The 15,633-nt window shown below is 62.6% G+C and carries 10 protein-coding genes and 4 pseudogenes; 11 read left to right on the top strand and 3 right to left on the bottom strand.

The genetic code is table 11. The features are described from left to right. Together A2G06_10580 and A2G06_10575 are read left to right on the top strand one after the other, a co-directional pair. Complete coding sequence (locus A2G06_10580; protein ID ANA40654.1) at positions 1 to 684, top strand: ABC transporter ATP-binding protein; 684 nt, start codon at positions 1 to 3, stop codon at positions 682 to 684. After that, positions 681 to 1,675, top strand: a pseudogene (locus A2G06_10575) (hypothetical protein). Before A2G06_10580 ends, A2G06_10575 begins: the two are co-directional and overlap by 4 nt. Positions 1,676 to 1,747: 72 nt before the next feature. Here the strand turns inward: A2G06_10575 and A2G06_10570 are convergent. From A2G06_10570 to A2G06_10560, 3 genes and pseudogenes are all read right to left on the bottom strand, one after another. Beyond that, the gene (locus A2G06_10570; GenBank protein ANA40653.1) at positions 1,748 to 2,044 is read right to left on the bottom strand and encodes an RNA-binding protein; all 297 of its coding nucleotides are present in this window, start codon (positions 2,042 to 2,044) and stop codon (positions 1,748 to 1,750) included. A gap of 79 nt (positions 2,045 to 2,123) precedes the next feature. Continuing rightward, positions 2,124 to 2,438 (bottom strand): histidine phosphotransferase, encoded by a 315-nt coding sequence (locus tag A2G06_10565; GenBank protein ANA40652.1) that lies wholly within the window; start codon positions 2,436 to 2,438, stop codon positions 2,124 to 2,126. A gap of 12 nt (positions 2,439 to 2,450) precedes the next feature. Further along, positions 2,451 to 3,786, bottom strand: a pseudogene (locus tag A2G06_10560) (hybrid sensor histidine kinase/response regulator). A 208-nt stretch (positions 3,787 to 3,994) separates the two neighbouring features. Between A2G06_10560 and A2G06_10555 the strand changes: the two are divergent. From A2G06_10555 to carB, 9 genes and pseudogenes are all read left to right on the top strand, one after another. Further along, positions 3,995 to 5,797 carry an elongation factor 4 gene (locus A2G06_10555; protein ANA40651.1) on the top strand — a complete coding sequence of 601 codons (1,803 nt, stop codon included), beginning with the start codon at positions 3,995 to 3,997 and terminating at the stop codon, positions 5,795 to 5,797. Positions 5,798 to 5,821: 24 nt separating this feature from the next. Beyond that, the gene (locus A2G06_10550; GenBank protein ANA40650.1) at positions 5,822 to 6,490 is read left to right on the top strand and encodes a signal peptidase I; all 669 of its coding nucleotides are present in this window, start codon (positions 5,822 to 5,824) and stop codon (positions 6,488 to 6,490) included. Between the two features lie 441 nt (positions 6,491 to 6,931). Beyond that, positions 6,932 to 7,465 (top strand): bifunctional pyr operon transcriptional regulator/uracil phosphoribosyltransferase, encoded by a 534-nt coding sequence (locus A2G06_10545; GenBank protein ID ANA40649.1) that lies wholly within the window; start codon positions 6,932 to 6,934, stop codon positions 7,463 to 7,465. A 65-nt stretch (positions 7,466 to 7,530) separates the two neighbouring features. After that, entirely contained in the window at positions 7,531 to 8,466 is a 936-nt protein-coding gene (locus tag A2G06_10540; protein ID ANA40648.1) for an aspartate carbamoyltransferase, read from the top strand. Between the two features lie 89 nt (positions 8,467 to 8,555). Further along, positions 8,556 to 9,829 (top strand): annotated as a pseudogene (locus A2G06_10535) (dihydroorotase). Positions 9,830 to 9,876: 47 nt separating this feature from the next. Continuing rightward, positions 9,877 to 11,001 carry a carbamoyl phosphate synthase small subunit gene (locus tag A2G06_10530; protein ID ANA40647.1) on the top strand — a complete coding sequence of 375 codons (1,125 nt, stop codon included), beginning with the start codon at positions 9,877 to 9,879 and terminating at the stop codon, positions 10,999 to 11,001. A gap of 57 nt (positions 11,002 to 11,058) precedes the next feature. Then, positions 11,059 to 11,961, top strand: coding sequence for a radical SAM protein (locus A2G06_10525; protein ID ANA40646.1), 903 nt, complete (start codon positions 11,059 to 11,061; stop codon positions 11,959 to 11,961). Position 11,962: 1 nt separating this feature from the next. Further along, positions 11,963 to 12,292: a hypothetical protein gene (locus A2G06_10520; protein ID ANA40645.1), complete on the top strand. Its 330-nt coding sequence runs from the start codon at positions 11,963 to 11,965 to the stop codon at positions 12,290 to 12,292. A 39-nt stretch (positions 12,293 to 12,331) separates the two neighbouring features. Further along, a pseudogene (gene carB / locus A2G06_10515) lies at positions 12,332 to 15,571 on the top strand (carbamoyl phosphate synthase large subunit). Positions 15,572 to 15,633: the final 62 nt, after the last annotated feature.

The following is a 15,633-nucleotide window of genomic DNA, read 5'->3' as shown; positions in this document are numbered from 1 at the left end:
GTGATATCCCTGCACGATGTGAGCAAGATCTTCAACAGCGGCAAAGCCAACGAGTACGCGGCGCTCCAAGGCATTACCGTCGATATCGCTCCCCGCCGCGTGACGGTCCTGAAAGGGCCCAGCGGCTCGGGCAAGACCACCCTGCTCAGTATCCTTGGCGGGATGGCGCGTCCCACGACCGGCCGGATCGTCCTGTCCGATCGCGAGATCACCAGCCTGCCCGAGCGGTTCCTGAGCGATCTCAGGCGCCGCACCTTCGGGTTCATCTTTCAGCAGTTCCACCTGATCCGCGGCATCAGCCTGCTGGAAAACGTCATGATCCCCGCCTATCCCATGGGAGAGCGCCATGGCCTGCTCAAGACGAGGGCCATGGCCACCCTGGAGGTGTACGGCCTTGCCGGCAGGGCCGCCACCCGGGTGGAACTCCTCTCAGGGGGGGAGATGCAGCGGGCCGCCATTGCCCGGGCCCTGATCAACGATCCGCCCGTGATCATCGCGGACGAGCCCACGGCGCACCTGGACACGAAGCTCTCCGGCGAGTTCCTGGAGCATATGACCCGCCTCAAGGAGGAGGGAAAGACCATCATCATGGCGAGCCACGATCCGCTGGTGATCGACGCGGGACTGGTCGACCGGATCGTGCCCATCCGCGACGGACGGCTGGCCGACGGGGCTGCCCCGTGATCCTTCACCCGGCCGTTATCGCCCTGTTCGTCGGTTCGCTCCTGACCAGCGGCATGCTCGTGGCGACGGCGTTCTTCGCCGTGAAGATATTGTGCCACTGGGACCTTGCCAGCGGCAGCGAGCGGCAGCTTTCGTTCGAGCGCCGCACGTACCTCCTTGCCACAATCATGGCCTGCTGCTGCGTGTTCCAGCTCCTGTCCCTGTTTCTCTTCATTCACGTGGCCGACAGCCTGAGCACGCTCTTTCCCGGCGCCATGTGCGCGGCAGGGACCCTCAACCTGAATCGCTTCGGCTATCCCACCCTGATCCTGAAAACAGCCACCTTCCTGCTGGCCGGGGTCTGGCTCATCCTCAATCATGCGGACAACCGGGGGTACGATTATCCCCTCATCCGGATCAAGTATTCGCTGCTTCTGATGATAGCGCCGCTGCTGCTGATCGAGACGGGATTGCAGGGGGGGTATTTCCTCTCCCTACAGCCCCGGGTGATCACGTCCTGCTGCGGCAGCCTGTTTGGCGGGGAGGCGGGCGGCATGGTCCCGACCCTGACTACCCTGGGGGATGCTCCGGTGCTCGCCGCGTTGGGGGGCGTCATAACGCTCACCCTGATCTGCGGGGGGATCTACCTGTGGCAGGGAAGGCTGGGGTACCTGTTTGCCGCGCTATCCGCCGCGACCTTTGCCGTCGGCGTCGTGGGATTGCTCTCGGCGATCCCGGTCTACATCTATGCCCTTCCCACCCACCACTGCCCCTTCTGCATGCTGCACCGCGAATACGGGCATGTGGGCTATCTCCTCTATGCGACCCTGCTCGGCGGTGGGGTGGCGGGGGTGGGCATGGGAGGGCTCCAGCCTTCCGGCGGGTGGCGAGCCTGGCATCGTCGCTTCCCACGCTTCAGCGCCGTCTGGTCCTTTTCGCCATGGTCTGCTACGGGCTGTTCGGCGGGATCGCGGCCTGGCAGGTGATGGGTTCCGAGTTGCGGCTCGGGTAGCGGGCAGACCTTCAGGCAATGAAAAAAGCCCGGATCGCTCCGGGCTTTTTCGTGCATGGCGGGACGCAGGCCTTACTTCGCTTTGGGGAGTTCCAGTTTCGGTTCCTGCGCCCTGCGGAACAGCAGGAAGGTTCGGCCGAGGACCTGGGCCACCTCGGCGCCGCAGGCCGAGGCCAGTTCTTCGGCGGCTTCGTGACGGTCCAGGAGGCAGCTTTCCAGGATCTTGACCTTGATCAGCTCGTGGTGCTCAAGGGCCTCGTCGGTCTCTTTGACAAGGGCCTCGCTGATCTCGCCTTTGCCGATGGTGATGACCGGAGCAAGGGAATGTCCCAGGCCCCGGAGGTGTCGTTTCTGTTTGCCGGTCAGCATGCGTACGGATCCTTTTCGTAGGGAGAATGCAGATGGTATAGCACGAAACAGCGGGCGGCACAACCGGCCCCATGCCCCGTCACTCGCAGACCGGTTCCACCATCTCCAGGTAGCGGGCGAGCAGGTTGATGAACCGCTCGACCGCCGGCCACCGACCCTGGGTCGCAGCCCGCTCCATCCGCTCGCCGATGGCGCTCACGGCATCGAAACCGAACGAGCTTCCCGCCCCCTTGAGGTTGTGGGCTATCTTCCGGATGAGGGACGAATCCTCATGCGCGAGTGCATCCTGGAGTGATGCCACGTCCTGCCAGCGGTGGGCGATGAACACCGGCACGATGTCGATGAGCTCGGGGTCTATCCTGACCCGGTACGTTTTTAAGGCTCGTTCTGCCATGGCGTCTCCCGGTCACTGCCGCGCCAGTTCTGCCACCGTGCGCAGCAGGGTGTCCTTTCTGATCGGTTTCGAGAGATGGCTCGTGCATCCCGCTTCAATGGTTTTCAGGGAATCGCTCTTTTCGGCGCATGCGGTGAGTGCCACCACCGGCACCGGCGTGCGCCCCCGTTGCCGTTCCCATTCCCGCAGGCCCGGGTGGCGGTGTAGCCGTCCATCACCGGCATCTGGATATCCATCAGCACCAAGTCGAAGTCTTCGGCCATGAACATGTCCAGCGCCTCTTGGCCGTTGACGGCACTGCGGACCTGATGGGAGGCCCCGCGCAGGAAGGCGGCGATCAGCAGCCGGATGTCCTCCGCATCTTCAACCACCAGCACCCGCAGCGGGGGGGCGGATTCCGACGCCTTTTCCTGGCCGTCGGCGGATGCCTGCCGGTCGCCGGTAATGGTGAGGCTGAAGGGGATCGTCACAATGAAGCGGCTCCCCCTGCCTTCGGAGCTTTCCACGGTGATGTCGCCGTCCATGGCCTCGATGAGCCCCTTGGCGATGGCAAGCCCGAGGCCGGTTCCGCCGAAGCGCTTGGGGGTCTCGGGGGGTCCCTGGTCATAGCTTTCGAAAATGCCGCCCAGCCTGTCGACCGGGATGCCGATGCCCGTATCTTCGATGACAAAGCGTATCATTGCCGGCGACGAAGCCGGCAGCGGGCCGGGTATCCTCTCGACGCGGATCGTTACCGCCCCCTCCGGGGTGAACTTTATCGCATTCCCGGCCAGATTGACGATCACCTGCTGGACCCGCGCCGGGTCGCCCAGGAGGCGCGGCGGAACGTCCGGCGACACCTGCCACGAAAGCTCCAGCCCCTTGCGCCTCGCCTGCCAGAGAAGCTGGTTTCCCGTGGCCGCGACAAGCCCGGCCAGGTCGAAGGGAAGGCTCTCCAGGCGTAAGTGGCCCGCTTCCAGGCATGACGTGTCCAGAATGTCGTTCACGAGGCAGAGCAGGAGTTCGTTGGCGTGCTGGAATCCGTCCAGGTAGTGGCGCTGGGTTTCGTCGAGGCGGGTCTGGCGGAAGAGATCGATGGCCCCGGAGATCAACTGGAGCTGCGAGCGGATCTCGTGGCTGGCATGGGCCAGAAGTTCACTTTTGGCGTGGTGGCCGCGTCTGCCGCTGCCGCGGCGGCTCGAAGCTCCTGCTGCGCGGTCCGGAGCCGTTCGTTCTCGCCCAGAAGTCCGGTCAACTGGTTCTCAAGTTCCCGAATCCGGTTCCGGTCCGTGGGCGGCACAAGATTTTGCCGGCTGTCGGAGCCGTTGTCAGTGGTCTGGTGCTGGCCGGAAGCTGGTTGAAGCGTCATGGTGGATTGTATCTGGTCCCGTGATCTGATGTTACTTTGATGAAATTGCATTAAAAATGTTATCATAATTGCCAGGGTGCGGCAAAGGGAAAAAGTTTGATCTTGCTAATACGCAGGTGCCGCAAACCGGCCCTGGAGAAAATGCCTTTACAACAGAGCTGGTTATCCATTATCCTTCATCGGTTACACTCAGAAGAGACAGGTGTTTATGAAGATTGAGACCATCAGGAATTTTTCGATTATCGCCCACATTGACCATGGCAAGTCCACCCTTGCGGATCGGCTGCTGGAGTATACCGGCGCCCTCACGGAGCGGGAGAGGCAGGACCAGTTCCTGGACAAAATGGACCTGGAACGGGAGAGGGGTATCACCATCAAGGCCCAGACGGTGCGGCTCACGTACCGGGCTGACGACGGCCGCGAGTATATCCTGAACCTCATCGACACGCCGGGCCACGTGGACTTCACCTACGAGGTCTCCCGGTCCCTGGCCGCCTGCGAAGGTGCCCTGCTGGTGGTGGACGCCTCCCAGGGGGTCGAGGCCCAGACCCTTGCCAACGTCTATCTCGCCATCGACAACAATCTGGAAGTCTTTCCGGTCCTCAACAAGATCGACCTGCCCGCGGCCGAGCCGGAGCGGGTGAAGCACGAGATCGAGGAGATCATTGGCCTCGATGCCCACGACGCGGTCATGGCCAGCGCCAAGGAGGGGATCGGCACCCGGGAGATTCTGGAGGAGATCGTCAAGAAGATCCCACCTCCGGAAGGAGATCCGGCTGCTCCGCTCAAGGCCCTGCTCTTCGATTCGTGGTACGACCAGTACCAGGGCGTGATCATCCTTGTCCGGGTCATCGACGGCACTGTGAAGAAGGGGGACAAGATCCAGCTCGTCTCCACCGGCCGCAGTTACGAAGCCCTGAAGGTCGGCGTCTTTGCTCCGGTGATGCGTGAAGTGCCCCAACTGGCGGCGGGGGAGGTCGGTTTCCTCATTGCCGGCATCAAGGATGTGGCCGACGCCAAGATCGGCGATACCGTCACCCACACCCTCAAGCCCTGCGCAACGCCCCTCGGCGGGTTCAAGGAAGTGAAGCCCATGGTCTTCTCGGGGCTCTATCCCATCGACACCGCCCAGTACGAGCAACTGCGCGACGCCCTGGCCAAACTCAAGCTGAACGACTCCTCCTTCTCCTTCGAGCCGGAGACCTCCCTGGCCCTCGGCTTCGGGTTCCGCTGCGGCTTCCTGGGTCTGCTCCACATGGAGATCATCCAGGAGCGCCTGGAGCGGGAGTTCAACCTCGATCTGATTACCACCGCCCCCACGGTCGTGTACAAGGTCAACCGGATCAAGGGGGACATGATCACCATTGAGAGCGCCAACCAGTTGCCGCCGCTCCAGGAGATCGACTACATCGAAGAGCCCTTCATCCTCGCCTCCATCCACACGCCCAACGAATTCGTGGGGGGCATTCTCTCCCTGTGCGAGGAGAAGCGCGGCGTCCAGCGCGAGATCAAGTACCTCACCCCCACGCGGGTGATGATCATCTATGAACTCCCCCTCAACGAGGTGGTCCTCGACTTCTATGACCGGTTGAAATCAATCACCAAGGGATACGCCTCACTGGATTACGAACATCTGGACTACCGCCGCAGCGACCTGGTGCGGATGAACATCCTCATCAACGGCGAGGCCGTGGACGCGCTTTCCCTCATCATCCACCGGGACAAGGCCTACTACCGGGGCCGCGACCTGGTTTCGAAGATGAAGGAACTGATCCCGCGCCAGATGTTCGAGGTGGTCATCCAGGCGGCCATCGGCTCCAAGGTCATCGCCCGCGAGACGGTGAAGGCCCTGCGCAAGGACGTGCTCGCCAAGTGCTACGGCGGCGACATCAGCCGCAAGCGCAAGCTTCTGGAAAAGCAGAAGGAAGGAAAGAAGCGGATGAAGAACGTGGGGAACGTCGAGCTTCCCCAGGAAGCGTTTCTCGCCATCCTCAAGGTGGAAGAGAAGTAGTTACCCTTTCCGAAAGGACCATCAATGGACTACAAGGAAACCCAGTACGGCCAGTCAACGCCGTCGGAGCAGGCTGCCGAGCCGGTCAGGAAAAAGCACATCGTCCGGGAATACGCCGAGTCGATTATCATAGCCGTCATCCTGGCCCTCATCATCCGGACTTTCGTGGTGCAGGCATTCAAGATTCCCTCCGGCTCCATGGAGGACACGCTTGCCATCGGCGATCACATCCTTGTCAGCAAATTCATCTACGGCACCAAGATCCCCTTTGTGGACGGCCGCTACCTGAAGATCCGCGACCCGAAGCGGGGTGACGTGATCGTCTTCGAATACCCCGAAGACCCCAGCAAGGATTTCATCAAGCGGGTGATCGGCCTGCCGGGCGATACGATCCAGGTGGTCCAGAAGCAGGTCTTCATCAACGGCAAGCCGTTCTCGGTTCCCCAGGAGGTTCACAAGGAAAAGGATGTCATCCCCGCGGCCCAGAATCCCCGCGACAACTTCGGGCCGGTCACGGTACCGGAGAACAGCTATTTCGTGATGGGCGACAACCGGGATCGTTCCTATGACAGCCGGTTCTGGGGCTTCGTCAAGAACAGCCAGATCAAGGGGCTCGCCTTCATCAAGTACTGGTCCTGGGACCGGGAGAAGTTCCGCGTGCGCTGGGGAAGCATCGGCGACATCATCAAATAGCCGCATTGTTCGTGACGGAACTGTTCAGAGGGGCCCTCCTGCCGGAGGGCCTTTTCTGTGTCACAGGGTGTCGCCGCATGGGGATCACTGAGATGTCCGCGGGTAGCACGCATAATGCCCAGCCGACCCCACTGGAAATGGTTGTTCTTTCCGTGTGGGCGCCTGTCCGTGCCAAGTGGCGGAAGATGGCGCATCCGCCGCGCAGGGGAAGGGATTCTTTGTCCAGGGCGACAAAACAATCTTGACTCCCGGGTGGGCCAGGTGATAAATTCGTCAAGATTTTTCTCGTCCCTTTTAATTTAGCCCCGTGAGGTTAGCAAAGGTGATGAAGATAGTGTCGCTGTATGGTCACTACTCCACGAGCCTTTCCGCCTATAGTCCGCGGGAGGGCTTTTTTTGTGGCATGTGAGCGGCCGGTGAGCCGGCGAAAGGGGGAGCACGGTGGCAAACGGAACGGTGATTCTTGATACGGCTGGGGTGAAACGGGCGCTGACCCGCATTGCCCACGAAATCCTGGAACGGAACAAGGGGGTCGACGACCTGGTGCTGGTGGGCATCAGGACCGGTGGCGTCCACCTGGCGCGGGAGATCGCCGCGCGGCTCGAAGAGATCGAAGGTGTGACCGTGCCGGTGGGCGAGGTGGATATCACCCTCTATCGCGACGACTTCAAAGGGCATGCTCGCCATCTGCCGGTGGGCAGGACCGACATTCCCTTCTCCCTCGAAAACAAGAGGGTGGTGCTGGTCGACGACGTCCTTTTTACCGGCCGCACCATCCGTGCCGCCATGGACGCCATGATGGACCACGGCCGTCCCGCCTGCATCCAACTGGCCGTCCTCGTGGACCGCGGTCACCGTGAGCTGCCGATCCGGGCCGATTTCGTGGGCCGCAACGTACCCACGAGCCTCAAGGAAAAGATCGCGGTCCTGTTCGATGCAGCCAGCCGGCCCACCGATGTCGTGCTGGAGAAGTGACCGGGGACGAGACGCAACGAGCAACTACCATTACCTGCCCGCGAGACGGGCAAACAGGGGGGACGATGGGGTTCAAGCATAAGGATATCATTGGGTTGCAGGACCTGGCCCGGGAGGAAATTCAACTCCTTCTCGACACGGCCGACAACATGAGGGAGATCAACTTCCGCGACATCAAGAAGGTGCCGACCCTGCGCGGCAAGACCGTGGTGAACGTCTTCTACGAGGCATCCACCCGGACCCGGACCTCCTTCGAAATCGCGGCCAAGCGCCTTTCCGCCGATACGATCAACATCTCGGCCTCAACCAGCTCCGTGACCAAGGGGGAAACCCTTTCCGACACGGCCCGGAACATCCTGGCCATGAAGCCCGACATCATCGTCATGCGCCACGCCGCTTCGGGCGCTCACCACTATCTGGCCCAGCGGGTCTCCTGCTCGGTCATCAATGCCGGCGACGGCGCCCATGAGCATCCCTCCCAGGGGCTTCTGGACATGCTGACCATGCGCCAGAAGTTCGGAACCCTCGAAGGGCTCACGGTGGCCATTGTCGGTGACATCACCCACAGCCGCGTCGCCCGCTCCGATATCTTCGGCCTCACGAAGATGGGGGCGAGCGTTCGCCTGGCCGGTCCGCCGACCATGATGCCCCCCGGTATCGAGCGGCTCGGCAACGTGACCGTCTGCCGCGACATGCGCGAGGCCATCGAGGGTGTCGACGTGGTAATGATGCTCCGCATTCAGCTTGAGCGCCAGGGCAAGACCCTGCTGCCGACCCTGCGCGAGTACTCACGCTACTACGGCCTCAATCCCCAGAACCTGAAGCTGGCCAAGCCAGGCGCCATGGTCATGCACCCGGGTCCCATCAACCGGGGGGTGGAACTTTCCTCCTATGTGGCGGACAGCGACCAGTCGGCAATTCTCACCCAGGTCGAGAATGGCGTGGCCGTGAGGATGGCGATGCTCTATCACGTGCACGGCGGCGAACTGGCCACGGAATAATTCTGGGTGTCGGAGGGGCGAATCTCATGTTCGCCCCATGCAAAGGCGATCGCACGGATCGTCCCTACACGAATCGCGAGGTGACCACTATGAATCTATTGATAAAGGGAGGGAGGGTGATCGACCCGTCCCTGGGGATTGACGAGACGCTCGACGTTCTCGTGGCAGACGGGAAGGTGAAGGAGCTGGGCACGGGCCTGAAGGCTCCGGCCGGGGCGGAGATCATCGACGCCACCGGCCTGATCGTCACGCCGGGGCTCATCGATATGCACGTGCACCTGCGTGACCCGGGACTCGAGTACAAGGAAGACATCGTGACCGGCACCAGGCGGCCGCGGCCGGCGGGTTCACGTCGGTGGCCTGCATGCCCAACACCAAGCCGGTGAACGACAGCAAGGCAGTGACCAGCTACATCGTTGCCACGGCTAAGGCAGAGGGTTTCGTCAACGTCTTCCCGGTGGGGTCCATCACCCAGGGAAGCAAGGGGGATGCCCTGGCCGAGATGGGCGATCTGAAGGAAGCCGGCTGCGTGGCGGTTTCCGACGACGGCCGGCCCGTGACCAGCTCCGAGCTCATGCGTCGGGCCCTGGAGTACGCCAAGGGAATGGGGATCATGGTCATCTCCCATGCCGAGGATCTTTCCCTGGTGGGCGAGGGGGTCATGAACGAGGGGTTCGTCTCCACGGAACTGGGGCTCAAGGGAATACCCTGGGCCGCCGAGGATGTCGCCACCGCCCGTGACGTGTACCTGGCCGAGTTCACCAACTCGCCGCTCCACATCGCCCACGTCTCCACCAGGGGGGCGCTGCGGATCATCCGCAACGCCAAGGCCCGCGGCGTGAAGGTCACCTGCGAGACCGCGCCCCACTACTTCAGCCTCACCGACGATGCGGTGCGCGGCTACAACACCAACGCCAAGATGAACCCGCCGCTCCGCACGGCCGATGACGTGGCCGCGGTCAAGGAGGCCCTGAAGGACGGCACCATCGACGCCATCGCCACTGACCACGCCCCGCACCATTTGGACGAGAAAGATGTGGAGTTCAACGTGGCCCTGAACGGCATCATCGGCCTGGAAACCTCGCTGCCGCTGTCGCTGAAGCTGGTGGAAGAGGGGGTAGTGACCCTGCCGGCGCTGGTCGAGAAAATGTCGTGCAACCCGGCCGCGATTCTCGGCATCGACCGGGGTACGCTCCGGCAAGGCGCGATTGCCGACGTCACGGTCATCGATCCGAACGCGACGTGGACGGTGGAGGCCGACAACCTCGCCAGCAAGTCCAAGAATTCTCCCTTCCTCGGGTGGGAGATGAAGGGCGCCGCGGCATACACCATCGTCTCCGGTAGAGTGGTTCACAAACGCTAAGCACAAAATAATCCGTGGCTGATTGTATAGTTGCAAAGGGAGTTGTTATGAAAGCAGTCCTAGCGCTCGCGGACGGGCGCGTCTTTGAAGGGAAATCATTCGGTGCCACCGGCGAGGCCGCCGGCGAGGTTGTCTTCAACACCGCCATGACCGGCTACCAGGAGGTCCTGACCGATCCTTCCTACCGGGGGCAGATGGTCACCATGACCTACACCCAGATCGGCAACACCGGCATCAATCCGGAGGACATCGAGAGCAAACAACTCTACCTGTCGGGCTTCATCGTCAAGGAGTACCACGACTGCTACTCCAACTGGCGTGCCACCATGAGCCTCGACGCCTATCTCAAGGAGAACGGGGTGGTCGGCATCCAGGGGATCGATACCCGGGCACTTACCCGGCACCTGCGGGACAAGGGAGCCCAGAACGGCATCATTTCCACCGTGGATTCGGACCACGAGAGCCTGGTGAAAAAGGCCCGTGCCGTGCCGAGCATGGCCGGCCTCGACCTGGCGACCGGCGTTTCCTGCGACAAGCCCTACCACTGGACCGAGAAGCTCTGGGACCTGGAGGCCGGGTACACCGCCGCAACACCTGACGAGTTGAAGTACAAGGTGGTGGCCTACGATTTCGGCATCAAGTACAACATCCTCCGCTGCCTGGTGTCGGCCGGCTGCGACGTGACCGTGGTGCCCGCCACGTTCCCGGCCGAGGAGGCCCTGGCCATGAACCCGGACGGCATCTTCCTCAGCAACGGCCCCGGCGACCCGGAGCCCATGACCGCCGTCATCGAGAACATCAGGAAGTTCGTGGGCAAGAAGCCCATCTTCGGCATCTGCCTCGGTCACCAGCTCCTGGGCCTCGCCCTCGGCGGCAAGACCATGAAGCTCAAGTTCGGTAACCACGGTTCCAACCTGCCGGTCATGGACCTGGAAACCCGCAGGGTGGAGATCACCGCCCAGAACCACGGCTTCTCGGTGGATATCGTCTCGCTCGGCCATGCCTGCGAACTGGCCCACGAGAACCTGAACGACCAGACCGTTGAGGGGATGAAGCACAAGGATCTCCCCATCTTTTCGGTCCAGCACCACCCCGAGGCATCGCCCGGTCCCCACGACTCACACTACCTGTTCGGGCGCTTCGTGGAGCTGATGGAGAAGGGAAAGGCATAGGGCCGGAACGGTTGCGTCCGGCACGATGGTGACCCCCGGGATCGCCCCTGCACAATCATGCGGTATATCGATCTTTATCAATCAGGCGAATTACTGACGCGGGTCAGGCAGGCCTATGCCCGGCTCCGCTCCTGCGACCTCTGCCCCCTCGACTGCCGGGTGAACCGCCTGGCGGGCGAAACCGGTTCCTGCCGGGCCGGATGGCAGCCCCGGATCGCGTCGGCCAATGTCCACCACGGCGAAGAGCCCCCCATCTCCGGGACAAAAGGATCGGGGACGATCTTTCTCTCCTGGTGCAGCCTCCACTGCCGGTTCTGCCAGAACTTTCCCATCAGCCAACAGGGGACCGGGACCGACCTGACCACGCTGGATCTGGCTGTTCGGATGCTTGGGCTGCAGAGGCGCGGGGTGCACAACATCAACTTCGTCACGCCGACCCACTTCCTGCCGCAGATCCTGGCGGCGCTCTGGCTGGCGATTCCCCGCGGATTCCGGCTTCCGATCGTCTGGAACTCCGGCGGCTACGAGAAGGTGGACGCCCTCCGCCTTCTGGACGGTATCGTGGACGTCTATCTGCCGGACATGAAGTATGCGGCGGAAGAACCGGCGGTCCGGTTCTCCTCGGCCCCCGGCTACCGGGAAACGAATCGATTGGCGGTTGCCGAGATGCTCCGCCAGGTGGGTCACCTGGAGCTGGACGCCGCCGGGATTGCGGTACGGGGGCTCGTCATCCGCCACTTGGTGCTGCCGGAAGGGGCAGCCGGCAGCGGCGAGACGCTCCGCTGGATTGCCGCAAACCTGGGGACCGAGACCCACATCGCCCTGATGAACCAGTTCTTCCCGGCCCACCGGGCCGTTGAGACGCCGGGGATACACCGCAAGATCACCGACGAGGAGTACGACGAGGCGGTGGAGGCCCTGGAGGAGGCCGGCCTGGAAAACGGCTGGGTGCAGGAGTAGCATGAGGACGATCGTATTGCTGGCGCTGTCCAACGTGTTCATGACCTTTGCCTGGTATGCGCACCTGAAGAACCTGAAGGCGGCACCCTGGTACATTGCCGTGGTCGTGAGCTGGGGGATCGCTTTCTTCGAGTACCTGATCCAGGTGCCGGCCAACCGGATGGGCTATGGGACCTTCAGCCTGGGGCAGCTCAAGATCATGCAGGAGGTTATCACCCTTGCGGTCTTCGTCCCCTTCGCGGTCTACTACATGGGCCAGCCCCTGAAACTGGACTATCTCTGGGCCGGCTGCTGCCTTGCAGGAGCGGTGTTTTTCATCTTTCGCGCGTAGCCCTTTCGTTAACGACGATACAGTCACCAAGGAGTTGTAATGCCCAAACGTACCGACATCAAAAAGATCCTCATCATCGGCGCCGGTCCCATTGTCATCGGCCAGGCGTGCGAGTTCGACTACTCCGGCACCCAGGCGTGCAAGGCGCTGAAGGAGGAGGGATTCGAGGTGGTGCTGCTCAACAGCAACCCGGCCACCATCATGACCGATCCCGATTTCGCCGACCGGACCTACGTGGAGCCGGTGACCCCGGAGGTGCTGGCCAAGATCATCGAGAAGGAACGTCCCGATGCGGTGCTGCCGACCCTCGGCGGTCAGACGGCCCTGAACACCGCCGTGGCCGTGGCCGAGAACGGCACTCTGGAAAAATTCGGCGTGGAACTGATCGGCGCCAAGCTTCCGGCCATCAAAAAGGCCGAGGACCGGACCCTCTTCAAGGAGGCCATGGAGAAGATCGGCCTTTCGGTGCCCCGCTCGGGCCTGGCCCACAACCACAGCGAGGCCATGGCGGTGGTCAAGGCCGTCGGCTTCCCCGCCATCATCCGCCCCTCTTTCACCCTGGGCGGCACCGGCGGCGGCATCGCCTACAACATGGAAGAGTACGAGAGGATGGCCATGGCGGGCATCGACGCCTCTCCCACCGATGAGATCCTGGTGGAGGAGTCGGTCATCGGCTGGAAGGAGTACGAGCTGGAGGTGATGCGCGACACGGCCGACAACGTGGTCATCATCTGCTCCATCGAGAACTTCGATCCCATGGGGGTCCACACGGGCGACTCCATTACCGTGGCCCCGGCCCAGACCCTGACCGACAAGGAGTACCAGATCCTCCGGGACGCGGCCCTGAAAATCATCCGCGAAATCGGGGTGGACACCGGCGGCTCCAACATCCAGTTCGGCATCAACCCGCGCAACGGCCGCCTCGTGGTCATCGAGATGAACCCGCGGGTTTCCCGCTCGTCTGCCCTGGCCTCCAAGGCCACCGGCTTCCCGATCGCCAAGATCGCGGCCAAGCTGGCCGTGGGTTACACTCTGGACGAGATCCGCAACGACATCACCCGGGAAACCCCGGCCTGCTTCGAGCCCACCATCGACTACGTGGTGACCAAGATTCCGCGCTTTACCTTTGAGAAGTTCCCGGCAGCGGATGCGACACTGACTACCCAGATGAAGTCGGTGGGCGAGGTCATGGCCATTGGCCGCACCTTCAAGGAGTCGTTCCAAAAGGCGCTCCGTTCCCTGGAGATCGGCTCTGCCGGGTTCGAGTCGCGGCTCTTCGCCAACGGCGATACCCGCCGGGCCCTGGCTCCCAATGAGCAGCAACTGCTCCAGGATAAGCTACGGGTGCCCAACTGGGAGCGGCTCTGGTACCTGGGCGACGCCTTCCGGTGCGGCATGAGCATCGACGAGGTTTTCCAGCTCACTGCCATTGATCCGTGGTTCCTCCACAACATCAAGCAGATCATCGACAAGGAGGAGGAACTGAAGAAGGTCGATGTGGCCGCCGAAGCCCCGGACACTCTGCGGGCCATCGTGCGCGAGGCCAAGCAGTACGGCTTCTCCGACCGGATGCTCGGCCGGATCTGGGCCACGAGCGACGAGGATATCCGCCAGCTGCGGCTTTCACTCGGCATCAAGCCCGTGTTCAAGCGGGTCGATACCTGTGCGGCCGAGTTCGTGGCCTACACCCCGTACCTCTACTCCACCTACGAGGACGAGTGCGAGGCCGAGGTGACCGACCGGAAGAAGATCATGATCCTCGGCGGCGGCCCCAACCGGATCGGCCAGGGGATCGAGTTCGACTACTGTTGCGTCCACGGGGTCTTCGCCCTGGCCGAAGACGGCTACGAGACCATCATGGTCAACTGCAACCCGGAAACGGTCTCCACCGACTATGACACCTCCGACCGCCTCTACTTCGAACCCCTCACCTATGAGGATGTCCTCTCCATCGTCGATCTGGAAAAGCCCGAGGGGGTCATCGTCCAGTTCGGCGGCCAGACACCGCTCAAACTGGCCGTGGCCCTGGAAAAGGCCGGGGTACCCATCATCGGCACCTCCCCCGACGCCATCGACCGGGCCGAGGACCGGGAGCGGTTCCAGGAGATGCTCCGCAAGCTTAACCTGCTCCAGCCCGAGAACGGTACGGCCCGCTCCTTCGAGGAGGCAGAGGAGGTGGCCAACCGGATCGGCTACCCCGTGGTGGTGCGTCCCTCCTACGTTCTTGGCGGGCGGGCCATGGAGATCGTCTACGATGAGGGAGGCCTGCGCCGCTACATGACCACCGCGGTCCAGGCATCGCCGGAGCATCCGATCCTCATCGACAAGTTCCTGGACAAGGCCATCGAGATCGATGTGGATGCCCTCTGCGACGGTACCGAGATGGTGATCGGCGGGATCATGGAGCACATTGAGGAGGCGGGGATCCACTCGGGAGACTCGGCCTGCTGCCTGCCGCCCCATTCCATCTCCCAGGCTCTGGTTGATGAAATCAGGCGCCAGACCACCGTCATGGCCCTGGAGTTGAACGTCAAGGGGCTCATGAACGTCCAGTACGCCATCAAGGACGGCACCATCTACATTCTGGAAGTGAACCCGCGGGCGTCCCGGACCGCCCCCTTCGTGTCCAAGGCCACGGGCCGCCCCCTGGCCAAGATCGCGGCCCGGATCATGGCGGGCAAGAGCCTGAAGGAGCTGGGCGTAGCCGGTGATATCGTGCCGAAGCACATGTCGGTGAAGGAGGCGGTTTTCCCCTTTGTGAAGTTCCCGGGAGTCGATACCCTGCTCGGGCCGGAGATGAAGTCCACCGGCGAGGTCATGGGGATCGGTCCCGACTTCGCCACGGCCTTTGCCAAGGCCCAGCTCGGCGCCAACGTGAAGCTTCCCCGGTCCGGAAAGGTTTTCATCAGCCTCCACGACGCTGACAAGAAACATATTGTCGAATCAGCTAAAAAACTCTATAATGCCGGTTTTAGACTGGTCGCCACCCGTGGTACCGCAGCCTTCCTGAAGGAGAGGGGGGTTGAGGTGGAGGTGATCAACAAGGTGCTTGAAGGCCGTCCCCACGTGGTTGACGCCATCAAGAGCGGCGACATCTGCATGGTGCTCAACACCACCCAGGGGGCCCAGGCCGTGGCCGATTCCTTCTCCATCCGGCGCGAGGCCCTCATGCACAACGTGGCCTACTTCACCACCGTTGCCGGGGCAAACGCTGCTGCGGGCGGAATAGTCGCCATGCTGGAAGGGGAGCTTGACGTGAACCCCCTTCAGGAGTACCTCGCTGACGCGCAGAGGTTACAACATAGTTCATTCATCCCGAGGCGGCCCGCAGGGCTGCCTCG

The sequence above is a fragment of the Geobacter anodireducens genome (assembly GCA_001628815.1).
Lineage (GTDB): Bacteria > Desulfobacterota > Desulfuromonadia > Geobacterales > Geobacteraceae > Geobacter > Geobacter anodireducens.
Note: the sequence above shows the minus strand (reverse complement) of the source record. Positions and strands in the feature narration are given on the sequence as shown.